This is a genomic window from Ochrobactrum sp. A-1 (genome assembly GCF_022488005.1).
Taxonomy (GTDB): domain Bacteria; phylum Pseudomonadota; class Alphaproteobacteria; order Rhizobiales; family Rhizobiaceae; genus Brucella.
The window spans coordinates 1,231,615-1,249,955 of record NZ_JAKVQC010000004.1 but is presented as its reverse complement, the minus strand read 5'-3'; the positions used below and the strand labels follow the sequence as shown (position 1 = coordinate 1,249,955).

Here is an 18,341-nt window from a genome sequence, read left to right as displayed (position 1 = left end):
TAGTGATCACTTCCCTCGCAAATTTCATGTCCGAGGCAGCAGTGATAACTTCAGTATCGTACCTGCTTCCGAAGAACCGGTTGCCAAACTGAACGCGACAACGGCTGTTAGATGTGTGCGATGAGTGAAGGGTTGAAACATCCAGAAGCTCCGTAATAGCAGGACGGCCAGCCGCATATAGAGGTCGCACATAACAGCAAGTAAAGTCAAAATGAACGAAATGAGATTGTTCTATTAGAAAAATGTGCGTAACTAAATGAATAGATATGAAAATGCATGAACTGACAGGGGAAGCTATGCCAGCCCGTGACGCGTTGACTGTTGAAGATGTCGCCAACCTTCTGAATATCAGCAAGAGCGGGGTTTACACTCTGATCAAGAATGAGGGCATCGGATTCTATAAGGTGGGACGCAAAATCCGTTTCACCGAGGCCCAGATCCGGGACTATGTCGGCCGCTTCGAGCACAAAGCTCGTGAAAAGGAGAAATTAACGTCAGTAGCACTGGACGAAAAGCGCTACTTCGATCTCTCGATCAATCGTCCAGAAAACGGCGGTTTCATCATATGTGGCCAGGACCTCATCCTGGACATTCTGTCGAACTTTCTTCGCTTGCACGGGATCGCAGCGTTGCGTGCATATATCGGCAGCTACGATAGTCTTGTGTCGCTTTATCATGATCGGATCAGCGTAGCGTCCGCCCATTTATGGGATAGTTCTACAGACGATTATAACATTTCCCACGTCCGCGCTCTGCTTCCAGGTATCCGTTGCACCATTGTCAATATCACCTATCGTACACAAGGGTTTTATGTCGCTAAGGGAAATCCCAAAGGGATTGTTTCCTGGCAGGACCTTGCCCGGGACGATATTCAAATAATTAACCGAGAAAAAGGTGCTGGTTCGCGGGTTTTACTCGATGAAAATCTGAAATTGCTCGGTATTTATGGAAGTCGCATCGCTGGTTACGAAGATGAAAATCAATCGCATCTAGCCGTCGCCAGTGCCGTGGGTCGTGGTGATGCGGATCTGGCTGTGGGAACCGAAAAGATTGCAAGGCAAGTCGATAACGTCGACTTTGTTCCCTTAAAGAGAGAGCGGTACGATTTGGTCGTAAAGACCGAGCATATCGACCGCCACGAAATCAGGGCCATGTTCGAGATCCTGAAATCCGAGAAGTTCCAGAACGAGTTCAAAAGCATTGGCGGGTATGACGTCAGCGACATGGGTCGCGTCATGTACGAGACATAGGACTCCCAGATTCTTTCAGAGATTCTAATCGCAAAATGCGTTGCAGAATTCCCCAACTCTGGCTATTTTGGCGATCATCCCCAGTGTTTTTGATAATCTGGGCCCTTTGATTCTGGCTGCTGAGCCTTTTCGGGGTGAGTTATAATCACTGGTAACGGTGCAGGAAGATCGGGCCCGACAATGATTGCCTCACCTTGAGCCAACGACGGAATGAACGCAGCCGCATCCCGATCAAGATCGCCGCATGCTCGTTCAATGGTCACTCGGTCTTGATCATTGGTGAGACGATGTACGAAAAGAGTTCCCAACTGGCTCAGAACGTCGGTCGGAACGTCTCTCGGCCGCTGCGTAGCAATTGCAGCCGTTAGGCCGTATTTTCTGCCTTCTTTTGCAATCAAACCAAAAGCATCCAGTGACACACGATTAGTCTCGTCGCCTATTGAACGGCCCACAAATTGATGAGCCTCGTCCAGGAAACAAATCAATGGGCATTCTTTGAACGTTTGTTCTCGCGCCAAACTTAGAAGGTATCTACCGATTGTATTGAGTAATATCTCGCGCGTATTATATTTGAAGCTGACGTGTTCAAACGATAACAAAAGTGCGTTTTGGTTTGGGTCTTTAATAAAATCTTTGATGATTTCGCATACATCTTTTCCTTCATCGGAAAAAATACACTTCATTTCAGATGATGAAAGATAGTTTTCAATTCTAACATTTAGAGAGTTACAGAGTCCGAGCGCATAATCATCCACTTTCCCATAAAAACCATCTTGAAAATTGTTATGCTGTTTGACGCATTCTTCACGAATCTGAGTTGAAAGTAATCGGACATCGAAGTCGCAAAATTGCGAGTCTAGATGTGGTGCAAACTTGATGAGCGCTCTGCTAATCCAATTTCGACTTCTTTCAGCTTTTTTAATCACTCCGTTTTCCATTACTTCGATAAAGTGCTTATTGCTTACGAAGTATAGGTGACTTCCGTCTTCTTGTTTGGCGGGAGGAAATTCTTTTGGGTCAGATCGCAAAAACGCAGATAGCCTCAGGCTTTTAATTGCGCTTCGTAAATTGGGACCCTGCATTTGAGTTGATGGCGTCAACAGACCATACAAATCGGTTTCCGACAGGTGTTTGTACGGGAATCTCACGAGTGGATGTTCTGCATCGCCACTTGAGAAACGGTATTCTTTTGCCCCCGTGATTTTCCCTTCAAACTCTCCAGTCGGATCGAACAATATGCATTTGCCTTTGAGACGGACCACTTCGTTAATAAGCTTGGATACCGTCCAGCTTTTACCTCCACCCGTTGCTCCAAATATGCCGCAGTGCCTGCCGAAGATTTTTTCTGGCGGAACCATAATCTGAGCGTCATTTAGTCCGGAAAGCCGTCCCAACTCGATTAGATGTTGGGCCCCTTTTTCCGATTTCGTTTCACCTCGAAGAGCAGACTGGATCGCTGACGCGAGCGCTTGCCCTTCGGCCAAATAAATGCTGTCTCCAATTCTGGGCTTGGTATTAATGCCACGAGACACTTCTTTCGTTGTTTTATCAATTGTTGCCAACAACTGAGCCCGGCCCTGTGGATCGGTGACGATTTCCTGCTCCAGTTGACGCTCCAACGCCGAACGTTGACGCTCCGGAACGATGACTTCTGTCAAACGACCAAGAACTATTGCTGCATCGCAATCAATAAAAAGAAAGTCACCTGTAGTACCTCTGGCGAGCCCCCGTTGTCCGGAAATGGCTAGACCTAGCGGAACCGTCAGTTCAACAGACGAGGCTCCCACCCGGGTTACGGTACCCACGCGCTTATCAGGATCAATCAACGCATAATCGCTTGTTGCAGTCATTACACGCCACCCAGATCTTCCAAACGCATTAGAAGCCTCTGGCGGTCGGTTTCGCCGGACACAGAAGGAATCGCGTCAACCAGATCTTCAAAGCGCCCGTTAAGGACCGTTAGTCTGGTGTCCCCTTGCTGGATCAAGCGCATCAGTTTCAATTGATATTTATTGGGCAGAAATTCCTCTGCTTTCAAAGCGTGATCAGGTTGGATAGCGTCTAGCTTCTGTTCTTCAATAAAGCCTGGATCAACAAGTACTAGTTTTAAGGAAAGGTTGGATTCTACGGCAGACCAGATAGGTGAGCTTATATGATCGTCTGCGAACCCAAAGCCTGCAACGAAAATAGTGGTATCTGGTTCTCTTAACGCAGATTGAAACGCGGCAAACATATCTAAATAAGGCGTCTCGAACGCTTCCTGATACTTTGTAGACCTTGGATAGATCAGAACAGGAGTTAGGTCATTTCCTTCACCTTTGGCGCGCCGAATAACTGCACCATCTGATCGTCGCCTCCAGTCGACGGAGCCATGCATCTTGTACAAATGAAAAACGCTGTCGATGTAATCCGACTTTGTCCCAGACGATGACCTTCGTACGATATCGGTTTGAAAGTAATCTCTATTGAAACGTTGTTCGGCGCTGTGCGAAAATCCGTCAATAAAAACAATGCCTAGTCGCGCTCCAGCTTCTTCCAGACAAAGATCATAGTTGGTGGTAAAGAGCTTTACGCGCGGTTTCTCAGCACTTCGCTTCGAAAACTTTCTCAGCAAATTCGAATGGGCGGGCAGGGATGTTTTCTCATCTACGAAACCAACCTCGCTCAGAATAGCGGTTTCGGCCTTCGAAATGAAATCTGTTAGTACCGAGACTTCGGAATCAAGCTGCTCAAATTGTTCGTCAGTGGCCCTGACGCTTAGCAACTCCAGCTTCATTTTACAGAGACTGAGCAGCTTTTCGATATTGCCTGCACTTGTCTCTTCCGGTTTAGGTGGCGACATGCCAAGTAACTCTTCGGCAATGTCGTCGAAGCTTTGGCCGTTTTTAAGTGTTTCCTTGTCAATTTTATCGCGGACAGCCTTCCAGAGTGTTGCCATGCCAGGAGCTTGCCCCCCGCCGCTCGAATTCACAGCAGAGAACGATGCACCGGACCCTAAGAGAAATATGACATTTGTAGAATTGAAGGCATTGCGAAGCGTCTCTCCGACCTTGTTCTTCGCTCCGGGAATTGTCCTGCTACTTGGATCGTTAGGATCGGCAGGTTGGTCTTCCCAAGCGAGCCATTTGTCTTCGCGCATGTACAGACGTAAATACTCGGCCATACCCGTCTTTTTTTGCCAATACCCGGTCATGCCCCCTCCGATTCGATCACGCAAACAGGACGCCATGTTCCATCATTTATTCAAGCTTAGTAAGAGCAACGATTAGCAATCAATTTAGCCGTGTGTTATGGCCTGGATAAAAGGGTTGCTGTGCTGATGCATGCTTTCAAAGCCCGGCTGCGCCGGGTCCGTTTTCGGCTTGACGCCGAATCGAGACGGCCCGAGGGCCGTCGCTTTGTTTGATTAGAAAGACTGAATCGGCTTTAGCATTGATCCACCGCCGTTCAGTCTTTCTAATTTTAAACGGAATCCGCCTAGCGGCGGATACATACTAGTTTGGAATAGAAGCAACGATTCGTTGTAAGTGCGGATCAATGGGCTAGATCGGTGGATCGAAGGCTATTTGAAATGGTACCATGCTATGAAAATAAACAATGATGTCGGAAAACCGTTCAACATCGCTTCTTATGCGTTGTTGACGATGATGATCGCGCAGGTCGCCGGGCTGAAGCCGGGCGAGTTTATTCATACGCTGGGTGATGCGCATATTTACGCCAATCATTTCGAGCAGGCGCGTCTGCAGCTTACCCGGACGCCAAAGAAATTGCCGACCATGTGGATCAATCCAGAAGTGACGGACCTATTTGCCTTCCGTTTCGAGGATTTCCAGCTTGAGGGCTATGAGGCCGATCCGACGATCAAAGCCCCGATTGCGGTCTGAGGTGCACTATGTCCTCTAGTCGGCCGATAGTTTCGATCATTGTTGCTGCCGCCGAAAACGGTGTCATCGGGCGTGACAACGATATGCCATGGCGTCTGTCGACTGATCTCAAGCGTTTCAAGGCCCTGACACTCGGCAAGCCGGTTATCATGGGGCGGAGGACCTGGGAATCCATCGGACGTCCCTTGCCGGGGCGACCCAATATCGTGGTGACGAGGGACAAGGAATTTCGGGCTGAAGGCGCGAGCATTGTCGGTTCTCTCGAAGAGGCAATTGCGCTCGGACAAAAGCTGGCTTTTGATCTGGGCCTCAGAGAGGTTTGCATCATAGGTGGCGGAAAGATTTATGCGGAGGCCTTGCCGCTTGCCGATCGCATTCATCTGACTCGGGTTCTGGCCGAGATCGACGGAGATACGCATTTTCCAGAAATCGATCCGCAAATCTGGTGCGTCATTTCGCAGGAGGATGTGCCCGCCGGTGACAAGGATAGTCACCCAACGCGCTATTTCGTGTACGAAAAACGTGCTGTGTAAAGCATAGTTCACGAATTTTGTCGTCTTCGCGTTGAAAGCGGACCTCCCGATGCCTATAAAACGGAAACATTAGTTGATGACGGGAGTGGGCAGCTCGCTTTCCCGTCGCCTGGACGAGAGGTGAGGATGCCCTGGAGTAATCAGAATGGTGGCGGCGGCCCATGGGGCGGCGGCGGCGATAATAACAATAACAACAATAATGGCGGCCCCTGGGGACAAGGACCGAAGGGCCCACGCGGCGGCGGCCCGAACACACCACCTGATCTCGAAGACATTCTGCGTAAAGGACAAGATCGTCTGAAGCAGGTCTTCCCCGGTGGTGGTGGCAAGGGCGGCAGCAATCGCGGCGTTCTTTTCCTTATTGGCGCGGCAGTCGTCGGCTTCTGGCTCTTCCAGTCGATCTATACCGTGCAGCCGGACGAACTTGCCGTTGAACTGCGCTTTGGCAAGCCGAAGGAAGAAGTGTCCGAGCCGGGCCTGCATTTCCATTGGTGGCCAATCGAAACCTATGAAAAGGCGCAGATCGTCGAAAAGCAGATCAATATTGGCGGGCAGGGCAACCGGAGTGCCACGCAGGGCTTGATGCTGACGGGCGACCAGAACATCGTCAACGTTCAGTTCTCGGTTCTCTACCGCGTTTCCGATCCGCAGGCATATCTGTTTAACGTCGATAATCCGGATGCGATGGTGCAGCAGGTTTCTGAAAGCGCGATCCGCGAAATCGTCGGTCGTCGTCCCGCTCAAGACGTTTTCCGTGATAACCGTTCTGCAATCGCATCCAGCGTTCGCGATATCGTTCAGCAGACGCTCGATACTTACAAGGCCGGTATCCAGATCAATGCCGTTTCCATCGAAGATGCAGCGCCGCCGCGTGAAGTGGCTGATGCCTTTGATGAAGTGCAGCGTGCTGAACAGGACGAAGATCGTTTCGTAGAAGAATCGAACCAGTATTCGAACCAGAAGCTCGGTCAGGCTCGCGGTGAAGCAGCACAGCTTCGCGAAGAGGCAGCCGCTTACAAGAACCGTGTCGTTCAGGACGCGGAAGGTGAGGCGCAGCGTTTCAGCTCCGTTCTGGGTGAATACCAGAAGGCGCCGGAAGTGACGCGCAACCGTCTGTTCCTCGAAACCATGGAACAGGTGCTGAAGAGCACCAAGAAAGTTATTGTCGAACCTGGAAAGGATGTCGTGCCTTATCTGCCGCTGAACGAACTCATGCGCCAGCAGCCACGTCCCGGCGTGAATGCGACCACGACGACCCCGAGCGGAGGTAACCAGTAATGGCCCAGAACAGGCTCCCAATCATTGGCGGTATAATCGCCGTCGTCGCTTTCCTGATCTACTCCGCTACTTTTATCGTATCTGAGCGTCAGCAGGCCATCGTGCTTCGTTTCGGTCAGATCGTTGATGTGAAGACGGAACCGGGCATCTATTTCAAACTGCCTTTCGGTTTCCTCGATGCAGATACCGTGCAGCTGATCGATGATCGTCTGTTGCGCTTCGATCTGGACGATATCCGCGTTCAGGTTTCGGGCGGCAAGTTCTATGATGTCGACGCGTTCCTCGTCTACCGCATCACCGATGCGCGCAAGTTCCGTGAAACCGTTTCCGGTAGCACGCTGCTTGCTGAACAGCGTCTTCGCACCCGTCTCGATGCTGCATTGCGTAGTGTTTACGGCCAGCGTGGTTTCGAAGCGGCACTTTCGGAAGAACGTGGCGACATGATGCGCGAAGTGCGTGACCAGCTTCGTCCCGATGCAACGTCGCTTGGCCTGACCATCGCCGATGTGCGCATCCGTCGTACCGATCTGACGGCTGAAGTCTCGCAGCAGACCTATGACCGCATGAAGGCGGAGCGTCTTGCCGAAGCCGAGCGCCTGCGTGCCCGTGGCCGTGAAGCTGCCCAGCGTATCCGCGCTGTTGCAGATCGCCAGGTCGTCGAAACAATTGCGGAAGCACGCAAGGAATCAGAAATCCTTCGCGGTGAAGGCGATGCGCAGCGCAGTGAAATCTTCGCACGTTCTGCAGGCAGGGACCCTGGCTTCTTCGCCTTCTATCGTTCGATGTCCGCTTATCGTGAAGCGCTTGAAACACCGGATACAACGCTGGTTCTTTCGCCGGACTCGGAGTTCTTCAAGTTCTTCCGTGATGCTGGCGGCAAGCTGGCAACGCCTGCCCAGTAAAACCGGTCAAACGCTCATGAGCGATTTTCTAGCCGCCGTAGGTCTTCTCTTCGTTCTCGAAGGGCTACTCTACGGCGGCTTTCCTTTTTTGGCGAAGAAGCTCGCTCGTGAAGCGAGCGAGACGCCGGAGAATATGTTGCGCATTGCCGGGATTGCAGCCCTTGCAATCGGCGTCGGCATTGTCTGGCTTGTCAGGGGATAAGCCGCTTTCCTTCCGTTATTTATCGTCTGTAGTCTATGCGGGGCCGTAAACAGGCCGTATTTTGCAGCGACTTATTGCTAATCAAATGACTGCAAGCAGACAGGAACGGAGCAGGGCTTCATGGCAATTGCACCAAAGGTGGGATTTGTTCGCACCCTTTTCGCAACCGTGGCATTGGGGGCGATGACCGTCGCTGGCACTCTTTCGATAGGAACGCCTCCGGCAATCGCGGCTCAGGGGCCAGCTTCCGTCGCCGATCTGGCCGAAGGACTGCTGGATGCGGTCGTGAATATCTCGACCTCGCAGACCGTCAAAGAAGACGGCGAAAGTGACGGTGCGGTTCCGATGCCGCAGGTGCCGGAAGGCTCTCCATTCCAGGAGTATTTCAAGGATTTTTTTGGTGACAAGGGCGGTGTGCAGGGAGACGAATCGCGCAAGGTCCAGTCGCTTGGTTCCGGCTTCGTCATCGATTCCGACAAGGGCTTCATCGTCACCAACAATCACGTCATCGCCGATGCGGACGAAATCGAAGTCAATTTCAACGATGGTTCCAAGCTGAAAGCGGAACTGGTTGGAAAAGACATCAAGACCGATTTGGCAATTCTCAAGGTTGATCCGTCCAAGCACAAGCTGAAGGCCGTGCAGTTCGGTAATTCGGAAAAAGCGCGTATCGGTGATTGGGTTCTTGCAATTGGCAACCCATTCGGTCTCGGTGGAACGGTAACAGCGGGCATCATTTCGGCTCGCAAGCGCGACATTAATTCTGGCCCCTATGATGACTTCATCCAGACTGACGCGGCCATCAACCGAGGCAATTCGGGCGGCCCGCTGTTTGACATGGATGGCAAGGTGATCGGCATCAACACGGCGATCATCTCACCATCGGGCGGCTCTATCGGTATCGGCTTTGCTATCCCGGCCGAGATGGCTGTGGGTGTTATCGACCAGCTTAAGGAGTTTGGCGAAGTTCGCCGTGGCTGGCTTGGTGTGCGTATCCAGCCTGTAACTGAAGATATAGCCCAGAGCCTCGGTCTGAAGGAAGCCAAGGGTGCGCTGATTGCCGGGCTGATCGAAAATTCCGGAGTTGACAACGAGGCCATTGAAGCCGGCGATGTCGTGATCCGCTACGAAGGCAAGCCGGTCGATACCGCCCGCGATCTGCCGCGCTTAGTTGCAGAAACTCCGGTCGGCAAGGAAGTCGAGATCGTCGTGGTTCGCCAAGGCGAGGAAAAGACGCTGAAAGTCAAGCTGGGACGTCTGGTTGAGGACGACAAGAGCACCGAAGCTGCGACGGAAGATCAGGCTCCGCTGCCGGAAGGTGAGGGCGGTGATGAAGGCACGGTAACGCCGGATATGCCGAAAAAGGAGCAGAAAAGCGATGCTGCCCCGAGCGTGCTTGGAATGAAGCTCAGCGAACTGAATGACGATGTTCGCGGAGAATTTGGCATTGCGGAAGATGTGGAAGGTGTTGCGGTCCTGTATGTTTCCCCAGGCTCAGCCGCAGGTGAGAAACGTATCGAAACCGGCGATGTTATCGTCGATATCGGACAGGTGAATGTGAAGACGCCCGAGGACGTGAAGAAGCGTATTGATGCGCTGCGCCGCGAAGGACGCAAGAACGCGCTTATGATGCTGGCCTCACGTTCGGGAGAACTGCGTTTTGTGACTGTCCGGATCAATTGATCCTGAATTGAGTGTACTGCTGAAACGGCATTGCAGGGAAAACTGCAATGCCGTTTTGTTTTGCGGTTTGAAACACTTGGCGTCGGAACCGCACGAAGAGATTCGAGTGCTCCTCATTCGTCGTTCAAAATTGCAGGGCCTTCTGTTTCATTCGCCTCCGGTGTGCTATGGACCGGCGCCATTCGGAGTAGGGTGAGTTGGAAACAGTCGATATTGTGGTCATAGGCGCTGGCGCGGCAGGCATGATGTGTGCCATCGAGGCGGCCAAACGCGGGCGTTCCGTACTGGTCGTGGATCACGCCAAGGCAGCCGGTGAGAAAATCCGCATATCGGGCGGTGGTCGCTGCAATTTCACCAATTTTTATGCAAGCCCGAAGAACTACCTCTCGCAGAACCAGCATTTCTGTATCTCGGCTATGAGTCGCTACACGCAGCGCGACTTCATCGCGCTCGTGGAGCGTCACCGCATCGCTTATCACGAGAAGACGCTTGGCCAACTCTTCTGTGATGGCTCTGCGTTGCAGATAATCGAAATGTTGCTGGGGGAAATGAAGCGCCATGGCGCGCGACTGAAGCTTGGCTGCAGTGTCAGTTCCGTCGAGAAATCAGCACAGGGCTTTTCTCTCCAGTTGTCGGATGGTCCAGTGCGCTGTCGATCACTGGTGGTGGCGTGTGGAGGAAAGTCGATTCCGAAGATGGGAGCTACAGGCTTCGGCTACGATATCGCGACACAATTTGGATTGCGAATTGTCGAAACACGACCGGCGCTGGTTCCGCTGACATTTGAACCCAACACACTGGAACGGCTGAAGCCGCTGGCCGGTGTTGCCGTCGATGCCGTTGTCGCCTGCGGCAAAACGAAATTTGCCGAGGCAATGCTTTTTACGCATCGCGGTATCAGTGGCCCTTCGATCTTGCAGATTTCTTCCTACTGGCGGGAAGGTGAAGAAATCCGCATTGCGATGCTGCCGGAAACGGATATTTTCGAAGCACTGCGCGAGCAACGCAAACAGAATGGCAAGCAGGCCTTGCAGACCGCGCTGGCGCTTTATCTTCCGAGGAAACTTGCACAGACCATAGCCGAAGATATCAGTGCGACTGGCCATCTGGCAGATATGTCCGACAAGACGTTCCGCCGTGTCGAGGCAGCGATAAACGACTGGCGCATCAAACCTGCCGGTTCGGAAGGCTACCGTACAGCTGAAGTTACGCTTGGAGGGGTCGACACGCGCGATCTCGACTCCAAGACCATGGAAGCCAAATCCGTTCCCGGCCTGTTTTTCATCGGCGAGGTGGTCGATGTTACGGGGTGGCTCGGCGGCTATAATTTCCAGTGGGCGTGGTCTTCGGGATGGGTGGCCGGTCAGTCTGCCTGAATGCGATAGACGGAATGAAGCTTCAAATGTGGAGTTTCATCCGGCACACGGGGATGGTCGAAATCGCTCGACGGATCACGGGTCATGCCGATGCGCTGCATAACGGCTGTGGACCGCTTGTTATTATGGACGGCGAAGGAAACGACTTCCGAGAGGCCAAGGGTGCCGAAAGCATATTCGATCAGCGCTTTGCCCGCTTCGGTTACATAGCCCTTGCCCCAAAATGGAGTGGCCAGCCGCCAGCCAATTTCAACAGTACCGTCCGGGAAATAAGGTTCGAGGCTGGTGCGGGCGAGACCGGCGAAGCCGATGCACTGACCGCCTTCTTTTTCTTCCAGGGCATAGAAACCGAGACCCGTTTCAGAAATCATCTTCTGGAGGTAGTCGAACAGTTCATCCGATTGCGAGCGGTTCCTGCGAAAGGGAAAGAAACGCATTACCTCTTCATCGGAATTGATGACATGGAACAGGTCGCGGTCGTGATCCCCCCAGTTCCGGATGATGAGGCGCGGCGTTTCCAGAATGATCATTGAACGAAATCCGCCTTTCTATAGCCCTGAATATAGAGGAGGGCGGTCAGGTCGCCATGGTCAACCCGCATTCGAGCCTGCGCTGCCACAGTCGGCTTCGCGTGAAGTGCGACACCAGTGCCTGCAAGCTGGATCATGCCGAGATCGTTCGCTCCGTCACCCACCGCAATTGCGTCATCCGGTGTGAGACCGAGGCGCTCGGCGATTTCCACGAGTTTCTCGACCTTGGCTTCACGACCGAGAATTGGCTCTGTGACAAGGCCGGTCAAATACATGCCATCGTCGATCAGCCTGTTAGCACGGTCTTCATTGAAGCCGATCATTTCGGCGATACGCTGGGTAAATGAGGTAAAACCGCCGGACACAAGCGCCGTGTAAGCACCATGTTTCCGCATGGTACGCACGAGTTCCGGCCCGCCGGGCATCAGTGTGATGCGGGTTGAAATGACCTTGTCGATGACATTGAGCGGCAGGCCTTTCAACAAGGCCACCCGCTCGCGCAAGGCAGGTTCGAAAGCGATTTCACCATTCATGGCGCGTGCGGTGATTGCCGCCACATGCTCGCGCAGTCCGGCTTCCTCTGCCAGTTCGTCGATGCACTCTTGCTGGATCATCGTGGAATCCATGTCGGCAATCAGAATTTTCTTGCGCCGGAGCTCCTGTTCCTGCACCACCACATCGATCGGCGCGCCATCAAGCGAATGGCGCAACAGGGTTTCGGCTTCTTCGATGCCGATGCCTGATGGCAGGGCAATGTCGCAGGCGATGTTGTCGGCCAGCCAATAGAGTCCGGTTGCATTCACCGCTGCTGAGGCTTTAATCCCAAGCGCTGATGCAAGCGATGCTTTGGCCGGGTTGGCAATCAAAGTGGCGACGAGAGAAACCTGTTGGGACATGGAGAACAATTCCGGCGATGAGTGAGGACGCGGTCACGAATGCAATCCTGATAGCTGGCCCAACGGCCAGCGGCAAGTCGGCACTTGCCATTCGCATGGCTCATGAGACCGGCGGCTTCATTGTAAACACCGATTCCATGCAGGTTTATGATGTTCTTGATCTTCTGACTGCCAGACCCGGCAAAGCCGATCTCGCTTCGGCAGAACATCATCTCTACGGACACATCGCGCCGTCGATATCCTATTCGACCGGACGATGGCTGGATGATGTGGCTGGCCTGCTATCTCAACCTGCCATGAAGCACAGGACCCCAATCTTTGTTGGTGGCACGGGGCTTTATTTCAAAGCGCTGCTCGGTGGACTGTCGCAGATGCCAGAGGTGTCGAGTGATGTTCGGGCCTATTGGCGGGGACGTATGGAGGCGAATGGTCCGGAACTTCTTCACCAGCTTCTCAGCGAACGCGACCCGGATATGGCCGCAACCCTTCAACCCTTCGACAGCCAGCGCATCGTTCGGGCGCTGGAAGTTTTTGAAGGCACCGGAAAGTCGCTTCTTGCTTGGCAGCAGACGAAAGGGCAGGCACTGATAGACGATGAGAGAGCGCGCAAGATCGTATTGCTGCCGGATCGGGCATGGCTTTCAGAGCGTATTGCCCGGCGATTTGCCCTGATGTGGGACAATGGCGCGATTGATGAAGTCAAAGCGTTGCTGACGCTTGATCTCGACCCGGCATTGCCCTCAATAAAGGCCATCGGTGTGCGTGAGATCACGGCATTTCTGCAAGGCTCGATGTCGCGGGAAGAAGCAATTGAACGTTCGGTTATCGCCACCCGGCAATATGCAAAGCGTCAGTCGACCTGGTTTCGGAATCAGCTTGATGAGAGCTGGTGTGTGAATGCAAATTCTGATGAGGCCTTCGCTCAATTAACGACAACGAAATAACTCGCTGGCACTCTCTGAAGCAGGAGAGGCGGGCGCGGACTATGCGATTTCATAAATCGGAGCGGGCATTTTTTATTCTGATTGTTTTGATGTTCGGTATTGGGCTGTTGCTTTACCAGGCTCGTGTCGACATCGGACAATTGCAGACCTTGCCACTTGATGTGAGTGCGTCGGAACTGGTTTCGAGGCTCGATCAGTTGAGTTACGTCACAATCTGGGTGCTGATTGCGACTATCGCTTGCGGGCTTTTCCTGATCTATCCGCAAATCCGTACCGATGCGCAGGACCGCGGCAAGCTGCAGGTCATCACGCAGGATCTTTCCGAACGGTCGCAGACCCTCGAACATGCCGCGCTGACGGATAGCCTGACCGGCATGCAGAACAGGCGGTATTTCGATGAGGCGCTGAAGGAATATCTGGTCCAGTTCGACCGGATTCAGCGGCCTGTCGGGTTGATGATTATCGATCTCGATCATTTCAAGACAGTGAATGATACTTATGGGCATGACATTGGTGATATCGTGCTGCAAGAAGTGGCGCGGTGTCTGAAGGACTATACGCGGTATCATGATGTCGTTGCACGGCTTGGCGGCGAGGAGTTCGCAGTTCTTGCGCCGAACATGGACGCGGAATTGATGATCAAGCTTGCCAATCGTATCCGCAAAGCCATATCGACGCTTGAAATCGATCTGGGCGATGAGAAGCTTGGCGTCACCGTTAGTATTGGCCTTGCCATATGGGACCGGCGCGAGAACTCGAAGGACCTCTATCGTCGCGCCGACAAGATGCTCTATGCCGCGAAGAACATGGGCCGTAACCGCGTCTGCGCCTAACGCTCGCGGTCCTTGCGAAAGCTGCGCACCAGTTCGCCCATCTTCTCAATGCTCTGTTTTGTGTCGAGGCTGAGTGATGTTTGCGGCTTTGACGAAGAAGAACGATGGTAGGCTTCGTCCATAGGCGTTGGGTCACGGCGACTGGTGGAGACCGGGCTGCCCCACAGATTATCCTCGTCTCCGATCGGGTCCACCGGTTCAGCCTGCGAACTGTTCTCAAAAGCACGCAATTTTTCAACGATACGGTCGAGCGATATTTTGCCATCACTGCGCCAGCTTGAAAGAGCGCTTTCGCTTTTGCTGCGTCCGGGAAGCTGATGCGGCGGGATGGTTTCGAATGTCAGGCGCATCGGTGTCGAGAATGCTTCGCCAAAGGCTATCGCTTCGCGGTTAGCGATTGATGACAGAAAGCCAGCCATGCTTTGCGCGCCGCCACGAATAGCCCCTCTGATGATTTCCTGATCACGCTCATTACCGAGCCGCATCGCAAAAATCGAATTGCACTGTGAGAGGATTGTTGGATCAAGCTCGCCAGGACGCTGGCTTATCACTCCGAGATAGGAGCCGTATTTTCGGCCTTCTTTGGCAATACGCGCTATGGCTTGTCTTGTCGGCCAGAACCCGGCGTCGCGGTCGGCGGGAATATAACGGTGGGCTTCTTCACAGATCATGAGCGTCTGCAGGCTGCCCTCGCTTGAAAGAGCGATATCGAATGCCAGACGGCACAAGACGGAAGCAACGGCATTGACGACTTCGGACGGCAATCCTGCAAGCTGAAATGTGCAGATGGGCTTTTCGTTTTGCGGTATGCGGAAAATCCGGCCAATGGCCTGCCGCATTGTTTCCGGGCCACCGGTTACGGCGAACATGAAACGGAAGCGGGGATCGGCAGAGATCGATTCCAGCCGAACTTTGAGGCTGCGCAGATAGGGACGTTCTGCCTTGCTGTCGAGAAGTCCCATCCGCTCATCGATAAGGGCTATCAGGTCAAGCAGACGATAGGCGATAGGCGTGTCGGCGCTGACGCTCTGGCGGTCGGCAAGCTGTCGTCGCAATGTTTTCGTGGCTGACAGTTCAGTGCCCTGCATTTTTTCGCGGGCAAGCAGGACCAGATCGCGCAATATATCGAGTTCCATCGGGTTCGGCGCGCGCCCGCGAAAGATCACATCTGCAAATTCATCCAGCCGCAGCATCCAGAATGGCAATTCGATATTCGTCTGATCGACCGCCACGGCCAGATCGGGAAATGCGCTCGCGAACTCATTGTGTGGATCGAGGATGAGTACGCGCAGATTGGGCTTTTCGGCGACGATCCGGCGTAGGAGCAGCATGACGGCGCTCGATTTGCCGACGCCCGTTGTGCCGACGATAGCAAAATGCCGGGAGATAAGATCATCGACAGATATGTAGGCGGGAACGGTTGCATCCTGCGTGAGTGTACCGATCGAAACGCTGTTGTGAGCGGTTTGTGCATAAATCGCAGCAAGATCGGCGGCACGGATGCGATGGGCAATAGCGCCGGGGTGGGGGAACTGCGAAATGCCACCATTGAATGAGGTCTGTCCGTTCGGCTGCACGCGAACCTCGCCCAGAAACTCGACATGGATATGGAGCGTATTGTCACCGCCGCGTATCCAGACATCTCCGGGAACAAGCACGTTGCGGATGAGACCTACAACGCGATTATTGCCGGTCTGAATGGATATAAGCTGGCCTACGGCCCAATAATCGTCAGATGCTGCCGAAGAGGGACCTGACAATGCCGAGACGATTGCGCTCTCGCCGTCGCATTGGATGACATGGCCTTCCGTACGATTGCGCTGTACATATTCGCCTTGTTCTCGCGCGTTGGAACTGTCCCCGATTTCGCTCATGCTGCCCACTCCGCCCCAGCCCTCAACAGGAGGTTTCGCGTCAGGATAAGAATCTTCCGTTGAAATAAAGTTATCGTTTGGGACGGGTGAGCCTAAGAAAATATCGCAGGCAATGTATTTATGCGTTGACGACGCCAAATCCGGCTATTAGTGTCCGCCACCATGAACATGATTATTATTCTTGTGGTACGGGCGCGCATGGGCAGGATGGTGTAACCATCCGGCGAAAGCTCCCATGCGCGAAAGACAGGCTCCCTCGGGGGCCTTTTTTATTATCCAAATCAGAAATAAAATGCAGACGACGGGAAGAGAACAATGACTGCAGGTAAACGTGAGGCGGACGCAAACGCCGCAGAAACGCAAGAAGCGAGCAATCCACGCGAAATGACCGGCGCTGAAATGGTCATTCAGGCTTTGATCGATCAGGGTGTGGAGAGCATCTTCGGTTATCCCGGCGGCGCCGTGCTTCCGATCTATGACGAGTTGTTCCAGCAGGACAAAGTTCAGCACGTTCTGGTCCGGCATGAGCAGGGTGCAGGACACGCGGCGGAGGGCTATGCACGTTCGACCGGCAAAGTCGGTGTGATGCTTGTTACGTCCGGTCCGGGTGCAACCAATGCAGTTACGCCGCTGCAGGATGCTCTGATGGACTCCATTCCGCTCGTTTGCATTTCCGGTCAGGTTCCGACAACGCTGATTGGCTCCGATGCGTTTCAGGAATGCGATACGATCGGTATCACGCGCCCCTGCACCAAGCACAACTGGCTGGTGAAGGACGTCAACGATCTGGCGCGCATCCTGCACGAAGCCTTTCATGTCGCTTCCACCGGTCGTCCCGGTCCCGTTGTGGTCGACATTCCGAAGGATATCCAGTTCGCCAAGGGCATATATACGCCGCCGGAAACTGCGCCGCGCACCAGCTACCGTCCGGTCCTCGACGGCAATGCTCAGGCAATTTCGGATGCCGTTCGTCTGCTCCTTAATGCAAAGAAGCCCGTCATCTATTCCGGCGGCGGCGTGATCAATTCCGGCCCGGCAGCATCCCGTCTGCTGCGCGAGTTGGTCGAGATCAGCAATTTCCCGATCACATCCACGCTGATGGGGCTCGGCGCTTATCCAGCCTCCGGCAAGAACTGGCTCGGCATGCTTGGTATGCACGGCACATACGAAGCCAACATGACCATGCATGATTGTGATGTCATGCTGTGCATCGGTGCCCGTTTCGATGACCGCATCACCGGACGTCTGAACGCATTTTCTCCGAACTCGAAGAAAATCCATATCGATATCGACCCGTCGTCGATTAACAAGAGCGTGCGTGTCGACGTGCCGATCATTGGCGATGTCGCGCATGTTCTGGAAGATATCGTTCGGCAGTTCCGTGCCTCTGACAAGAAGCCCGAAAAGCAGACAATCGGCGCCTGGTGGGAGCAGATCAATCGCTGGCGTGCCCGTAATTCGCTCGCCTATGCGCCGAACAAGGACGTCATCATGCCGCAATATGCAATTGAGCGGCTTTATGAACTGACCAAGGATCGGAAGACCTACATCACCACAGAAGTTGGGCAGCACCAGATGTGGGCTGCACAGTTCTATGGCTTCGAGGAACCGAACCGCTGGTTGACCTCTGGCGGTCTCGGCACCATGGGTTACGGCCTGCCGGCCGCTCTCGGGGTACAGATCGCACACCCTGATGCGCTGGTTATCGACATTGCAGGCGATGCCTCGATCCAGATGTGCATTCAGGAAATGTCGGCTGCCATCCAGCATAATGCGCCGATCAAGATCTTCATCCTGAATAACCAGTATATGGGCATGGTGCGCCAATGGCAGCAGCTCCTGCATGGCAACCGCCTATCGCACTCCTATACCGAAGCGATGCCGGATTTCGTCAAGCTGGCCGAAGCCTACGGCGCGCATGGTATTCGCTGTGACAAGCCGGGTAATCTCGATGCTGCTATTCAGGAAATGATCGACATCGACAAGCCGGTTATCTTCGATTGCCGCGTGGCAAATCTCGCCAACTGCTTCCCAATGATCCCGTCGGGCAAGGCGCATAACGAAATGCTGTTGCCGGATGAAGCAACAGATGAGGCGGTTGCCAACGCCATCGATGCCAAGGGCCGCGCGCTCGTCTGATCCGGAGGAAAGAAATC

At 53.6% G+C, this 18,341-nt stretch carries 15 protein-coding genes and 1 pseudogene; 11 read left to right on the top strand and 5 right to left on the bottom strand.

The genetic code is table 11. From position 1 onward, the window contains the following. Positions 1-272 precede the first annotated feature (272 nt). Complete coding sequence (locus tag MKS82_RS15540; protein ID WP_240578982.1) at positions 273-1,250, top strand: substrate-binding domain-containing protein; 978 nt, start codon at positions 273-275, stop codon at positions 1,248-1,250. Between the two features lie 74 nt (positions 1,251-1,324). On the opposite strand, the gene MKS82_RS15535 is transcribed toward MKS82_RS15540, so the two are convergent. Beyond that, a complete protein-coding gene (locus MKS82_RS15535; protein WP_211692517.1) occupies positions 1,325-3,100 on the bottom strand; it encodes an ATP-binding protein in 1,776 nt (591 codons plus the stop codon). After that, complete coding sequence (locus MKS82_RS15530; protein WP_024897560.1) at positions 3,100-4,443, bottom strand: SIR2 family protein; 1,344 nt, start codon at positions 4,441-4,443, stop codon at positions 3,100-3,102. The genes MKS82_RS15535 and MKS82_RS15530 overlap by 1 nt, the downstream gene beginning before the upstream one ends. 409 nt (positions 4,444-4,852) lie before the next feature. Here MKS82_RS15530 and thyA point away from each other — a divergent pair. From thyA to MKS82_RS15495, 7 genes and pseudogenes are all read left to right on the top strand, one after another. After that, positions 4,853-5,134 (top strand): annotated as a pseudogene (gene thyA, locus MKS82_RS15525) (thymidylate synthase); the annotation flags it as partial. An 8-nt stretch (positions 5,135-5,142) separates the two neighbouring features. Then, positions 5,143-5,667, top strand: a complete 525-nt coding sequence (locus tag MKS82_RS15520; protein ID WP_109989069.1) for a dihydrofolate reductase — start codon at positions 5,143-5,145, stop codon at positions 5,665-5,667. Positions 5,668-5,793: 126 nt separating this feature from the next. Further along, on the top strand, positions 5,794-6,945 hold the full coding sequence (hflK, locus tag MKS82_RS15515; protein WP_061346037.1) for an FtsH protease activity modulator HflK: 1,152 nt from the start codon (positions 5,794-5,796) through the stop codon (positions 6,943-6,945). Beyond that, positions 6,945-7,847, top strand: coding sequence for a protease modulator HflC (gene hflC / locus MKS82_RS15510; RefSeq protein ID WP_109989070.1), 903 nt, complete (start codon positions 6,945-6,947; stop codon positions 7,845-7,847). The genes hflK and hflC overlap by 1 nt, the downstream gene beginning before the upstream one ends. Before the next feature lie 16 nt (positions 7,848-7,863). After that, positions 7,864-8,049: a DUF2065 domain-containing protein gene (locus tag MKS82_RS15505; RefSeq protein WP_105542215.1), complete on the top strand. Its 186-nt coding sequence runs from the start codon at positions 7,864-7,866 to the stop codon at positions 8,047-8,049. A 120-nt stretch (positions 8,050-8,169) separates the two neighbouring features. Further along, positions 8,170-9,732, top strand: a complete 1,563-nt coding sequence (locus MKS82_RS15500) for a Do family serine endopeptidase (protein ID WP_109989071.1) — start codon at positions 8,170-8,172, stop codon at positions 9,730-9,732. A 197-nt stretch (positions 9,733-9,929) separates the two neighbouring features. Then, positions 9,930-11,108, top strand: a complete 1,179-nt coding sequence (locus MKS82_RS15495; protein WP_109989072.1) for a BaiN/RdsA family NAD(P)/FAD-dependent oxidoreductase — start codon at positions 9,930-9,932, stop codon at positions 11,106-11,108. On the opposite strand, the gene MKS82_RS15490 is transcribed toward MKS82_RS15495, so the two are convergent. Then, positions 11,096-11,638 (bottom strand): GNAT family N-acetyltransferase, encoded by a 543-nt coding sequence (locus MKS82_RS15490; protein ID WP_109989073.1) that lies wholly within the window; start codon positions 11,636-11,638, stop codon positions 11,096-11,098. The two genes, MKS82_RS15495 and MKS82_RS15490, sit on opposite strands and share 13 nt — an antisense overlap. Beyond that, positions 11,635-12,534, bottom strand: coding sequence for a phosphoserine phosphatase SerB (serB, locus tag MKS82_RS15485; protein ID WP_109989074.1), 900 nt, complete (start codon positions 12,532-12,534; stop codon positions 11,635-11,637). Before serB ends, MKS82_RS15490 begins: the two co-directional genes overlap by 4 nt. Positions 12,535-12,551: 17 nt before the next feature. On the opposite strand from serB, the gene miaA reads away from it, so the two are divergent. Continuing rightward, complete coding sequence (gene miaA, locus MKS82_RS15480; RefSeq protein WP_109989075.1) at positions 12,552-13,478, top strand: tRNA (adenosine(37)-N6)-dimethylallyltransferase MiaA; 927 nt, start codon at positions 12,552-12,554, stop codon at positions 13,476-13,478. 41 nt (positions 13,479-13,519) lie between these two features. Beyond that, positions 13,520-14,311 (top strand): GGDEF domain-containing protein, encoded by a 792-nt coding sequence (locus MKS82_RS15475; protein ID WP_104755936.1) that lies wholly within the window; start codon positions 13,520-13,522, stop codon positions 14,309-14,311. On the opposite strand, the gene MKS82_RS15470 is transcribed toward MKS82_RS15475, so the two are convergent. Next, positions 14,308-16,185, bottom strand: a complete 1,878-nt coding sequence (locus tag MKS82_RS15470) for an ATP-binding protein (RefSeq protein WP_109989076.1) — start codon at positions 16,183-16,185, stop codon at positions 14,308-14,310. The two genes, MKS82_RS15475 and MKS82_RS15470, sit on opposite strands and share 4 nt — an antisense overlap. Positions 16,186-16,500: 315 nt before the next feature. Here MKS82_RS15470 and MKS82_RS15465 point away from each other — a divergent pair, with 315 nt between their 5' ends. Beyond that, on the top strand, positions 16,501-18,324 hold the full coding sequence (locus tag MKS82_RS15465) for an acetolactate synthase 3 large subunit (protein WP_109989077.1): 1,824 nt from the start codon (positions 16,501-16,503) through the stop codon (positions 18,322-18,324). Positions 18,325-18,341 lie beyond the last annotated feature (17 nt).

Bases quoted from the DNA above. Each gene is read 5' to 3' on its own strand.
- MKS82_RS15475 (WP_104755936.1), top strand. From the start codon at position 13,520: ATGCGATTTCATAAATCGGAGCGGGCATTTTTTATTCTGATTGTTTTG.
- hflK (WP_061346037.1), top strand. From the start codon at position 5,794: ATGCCCTGGAGTAATCAGAATGGTGGCGGCGGCCCATGGGGCGGCGGC.
- MKS82_RS15465 (WP_109989077.1), top strand. From the start codon at position 16,501: ATGACTGCAGGTAAACGTGAGGCGGACGCAAACGCCGCAGAAACGCAA.
- MKS82_RS15520 (WP_109989069.1), top strand. From the start codon at position 5,143: ATGTCCTCTAGTCGGCCGATAGTTTCGATCATTGTTGCTGCCGCCGAA.
- MKS82_RS15540 (WP_240578982.1), top strand. From the start codon at position 273: ATGCATGAACTGACAGGGGAAGCTATGCCAGCCCGTGACGCGTTGACT.
- MKS82_RS15505 (WP_105542215.1), top strand. From the start codon at position 7,864: ATGAGCGATTTTCTAGCCGCCGTAGGTCTTCTCTTCGTTCTCGAAGGG.
- MKS82_RS15470 (WP_109989076.1), bottom strand. From the start codon at position 16,185: ATGAGCGAAATCGGGGACAGTTCCAACGCGCGAGAACAAGGCGAATAT.
- MKS82_RS15530 (WP_024897560.1), bottom strand. From the start codon at position 4,443: ATGACCGGGTATTGGCAAAAAAAGACGGGTATGGCCGAGTATTTACGT.
- MKS82_RS15535 (WP_211692517.1), bottom strand. From the start codon at position 3,100: ATGACTGCAACAAGCGATTATGCGTTGATTGATCCTGATAAGCGCGTG.
- serB (WP_109989074.1), bottom strand. From the start codon at position 12,534: ATGTCCCAACAGGTTTCTCTCGTCGCCACTTTGATTGCCAACCCGGCC.
- MKS82_RS15500 (WP_109989071.1), top strand. From the start codon at position 8,170: ATGGCAATTGCACCAAAGGTGGGATTTGTTCGCACCCTTTTCGCAACC.
- miaA (WP_109989075.1), top strand. From the start codon at position 12,552: ATGAGTGAGGACGCGGTCACGAATGCAATCCTGATAGCTGGCCCAACG.
- hflC (WP_109989070.1), top strand. From the start codon at position 6,945: ATGGCCCAGAACAGGCTCCCAATCATTGGCGGTATAATCGCCGTCGTC.
- MKS82_RS15490 (WP_109989073.1), bottom strand. From the start codon at position 11,638: ATGATCATTCTGGAAACGCCGCGCCTCATCATCCGGAACTGGGGGGAT.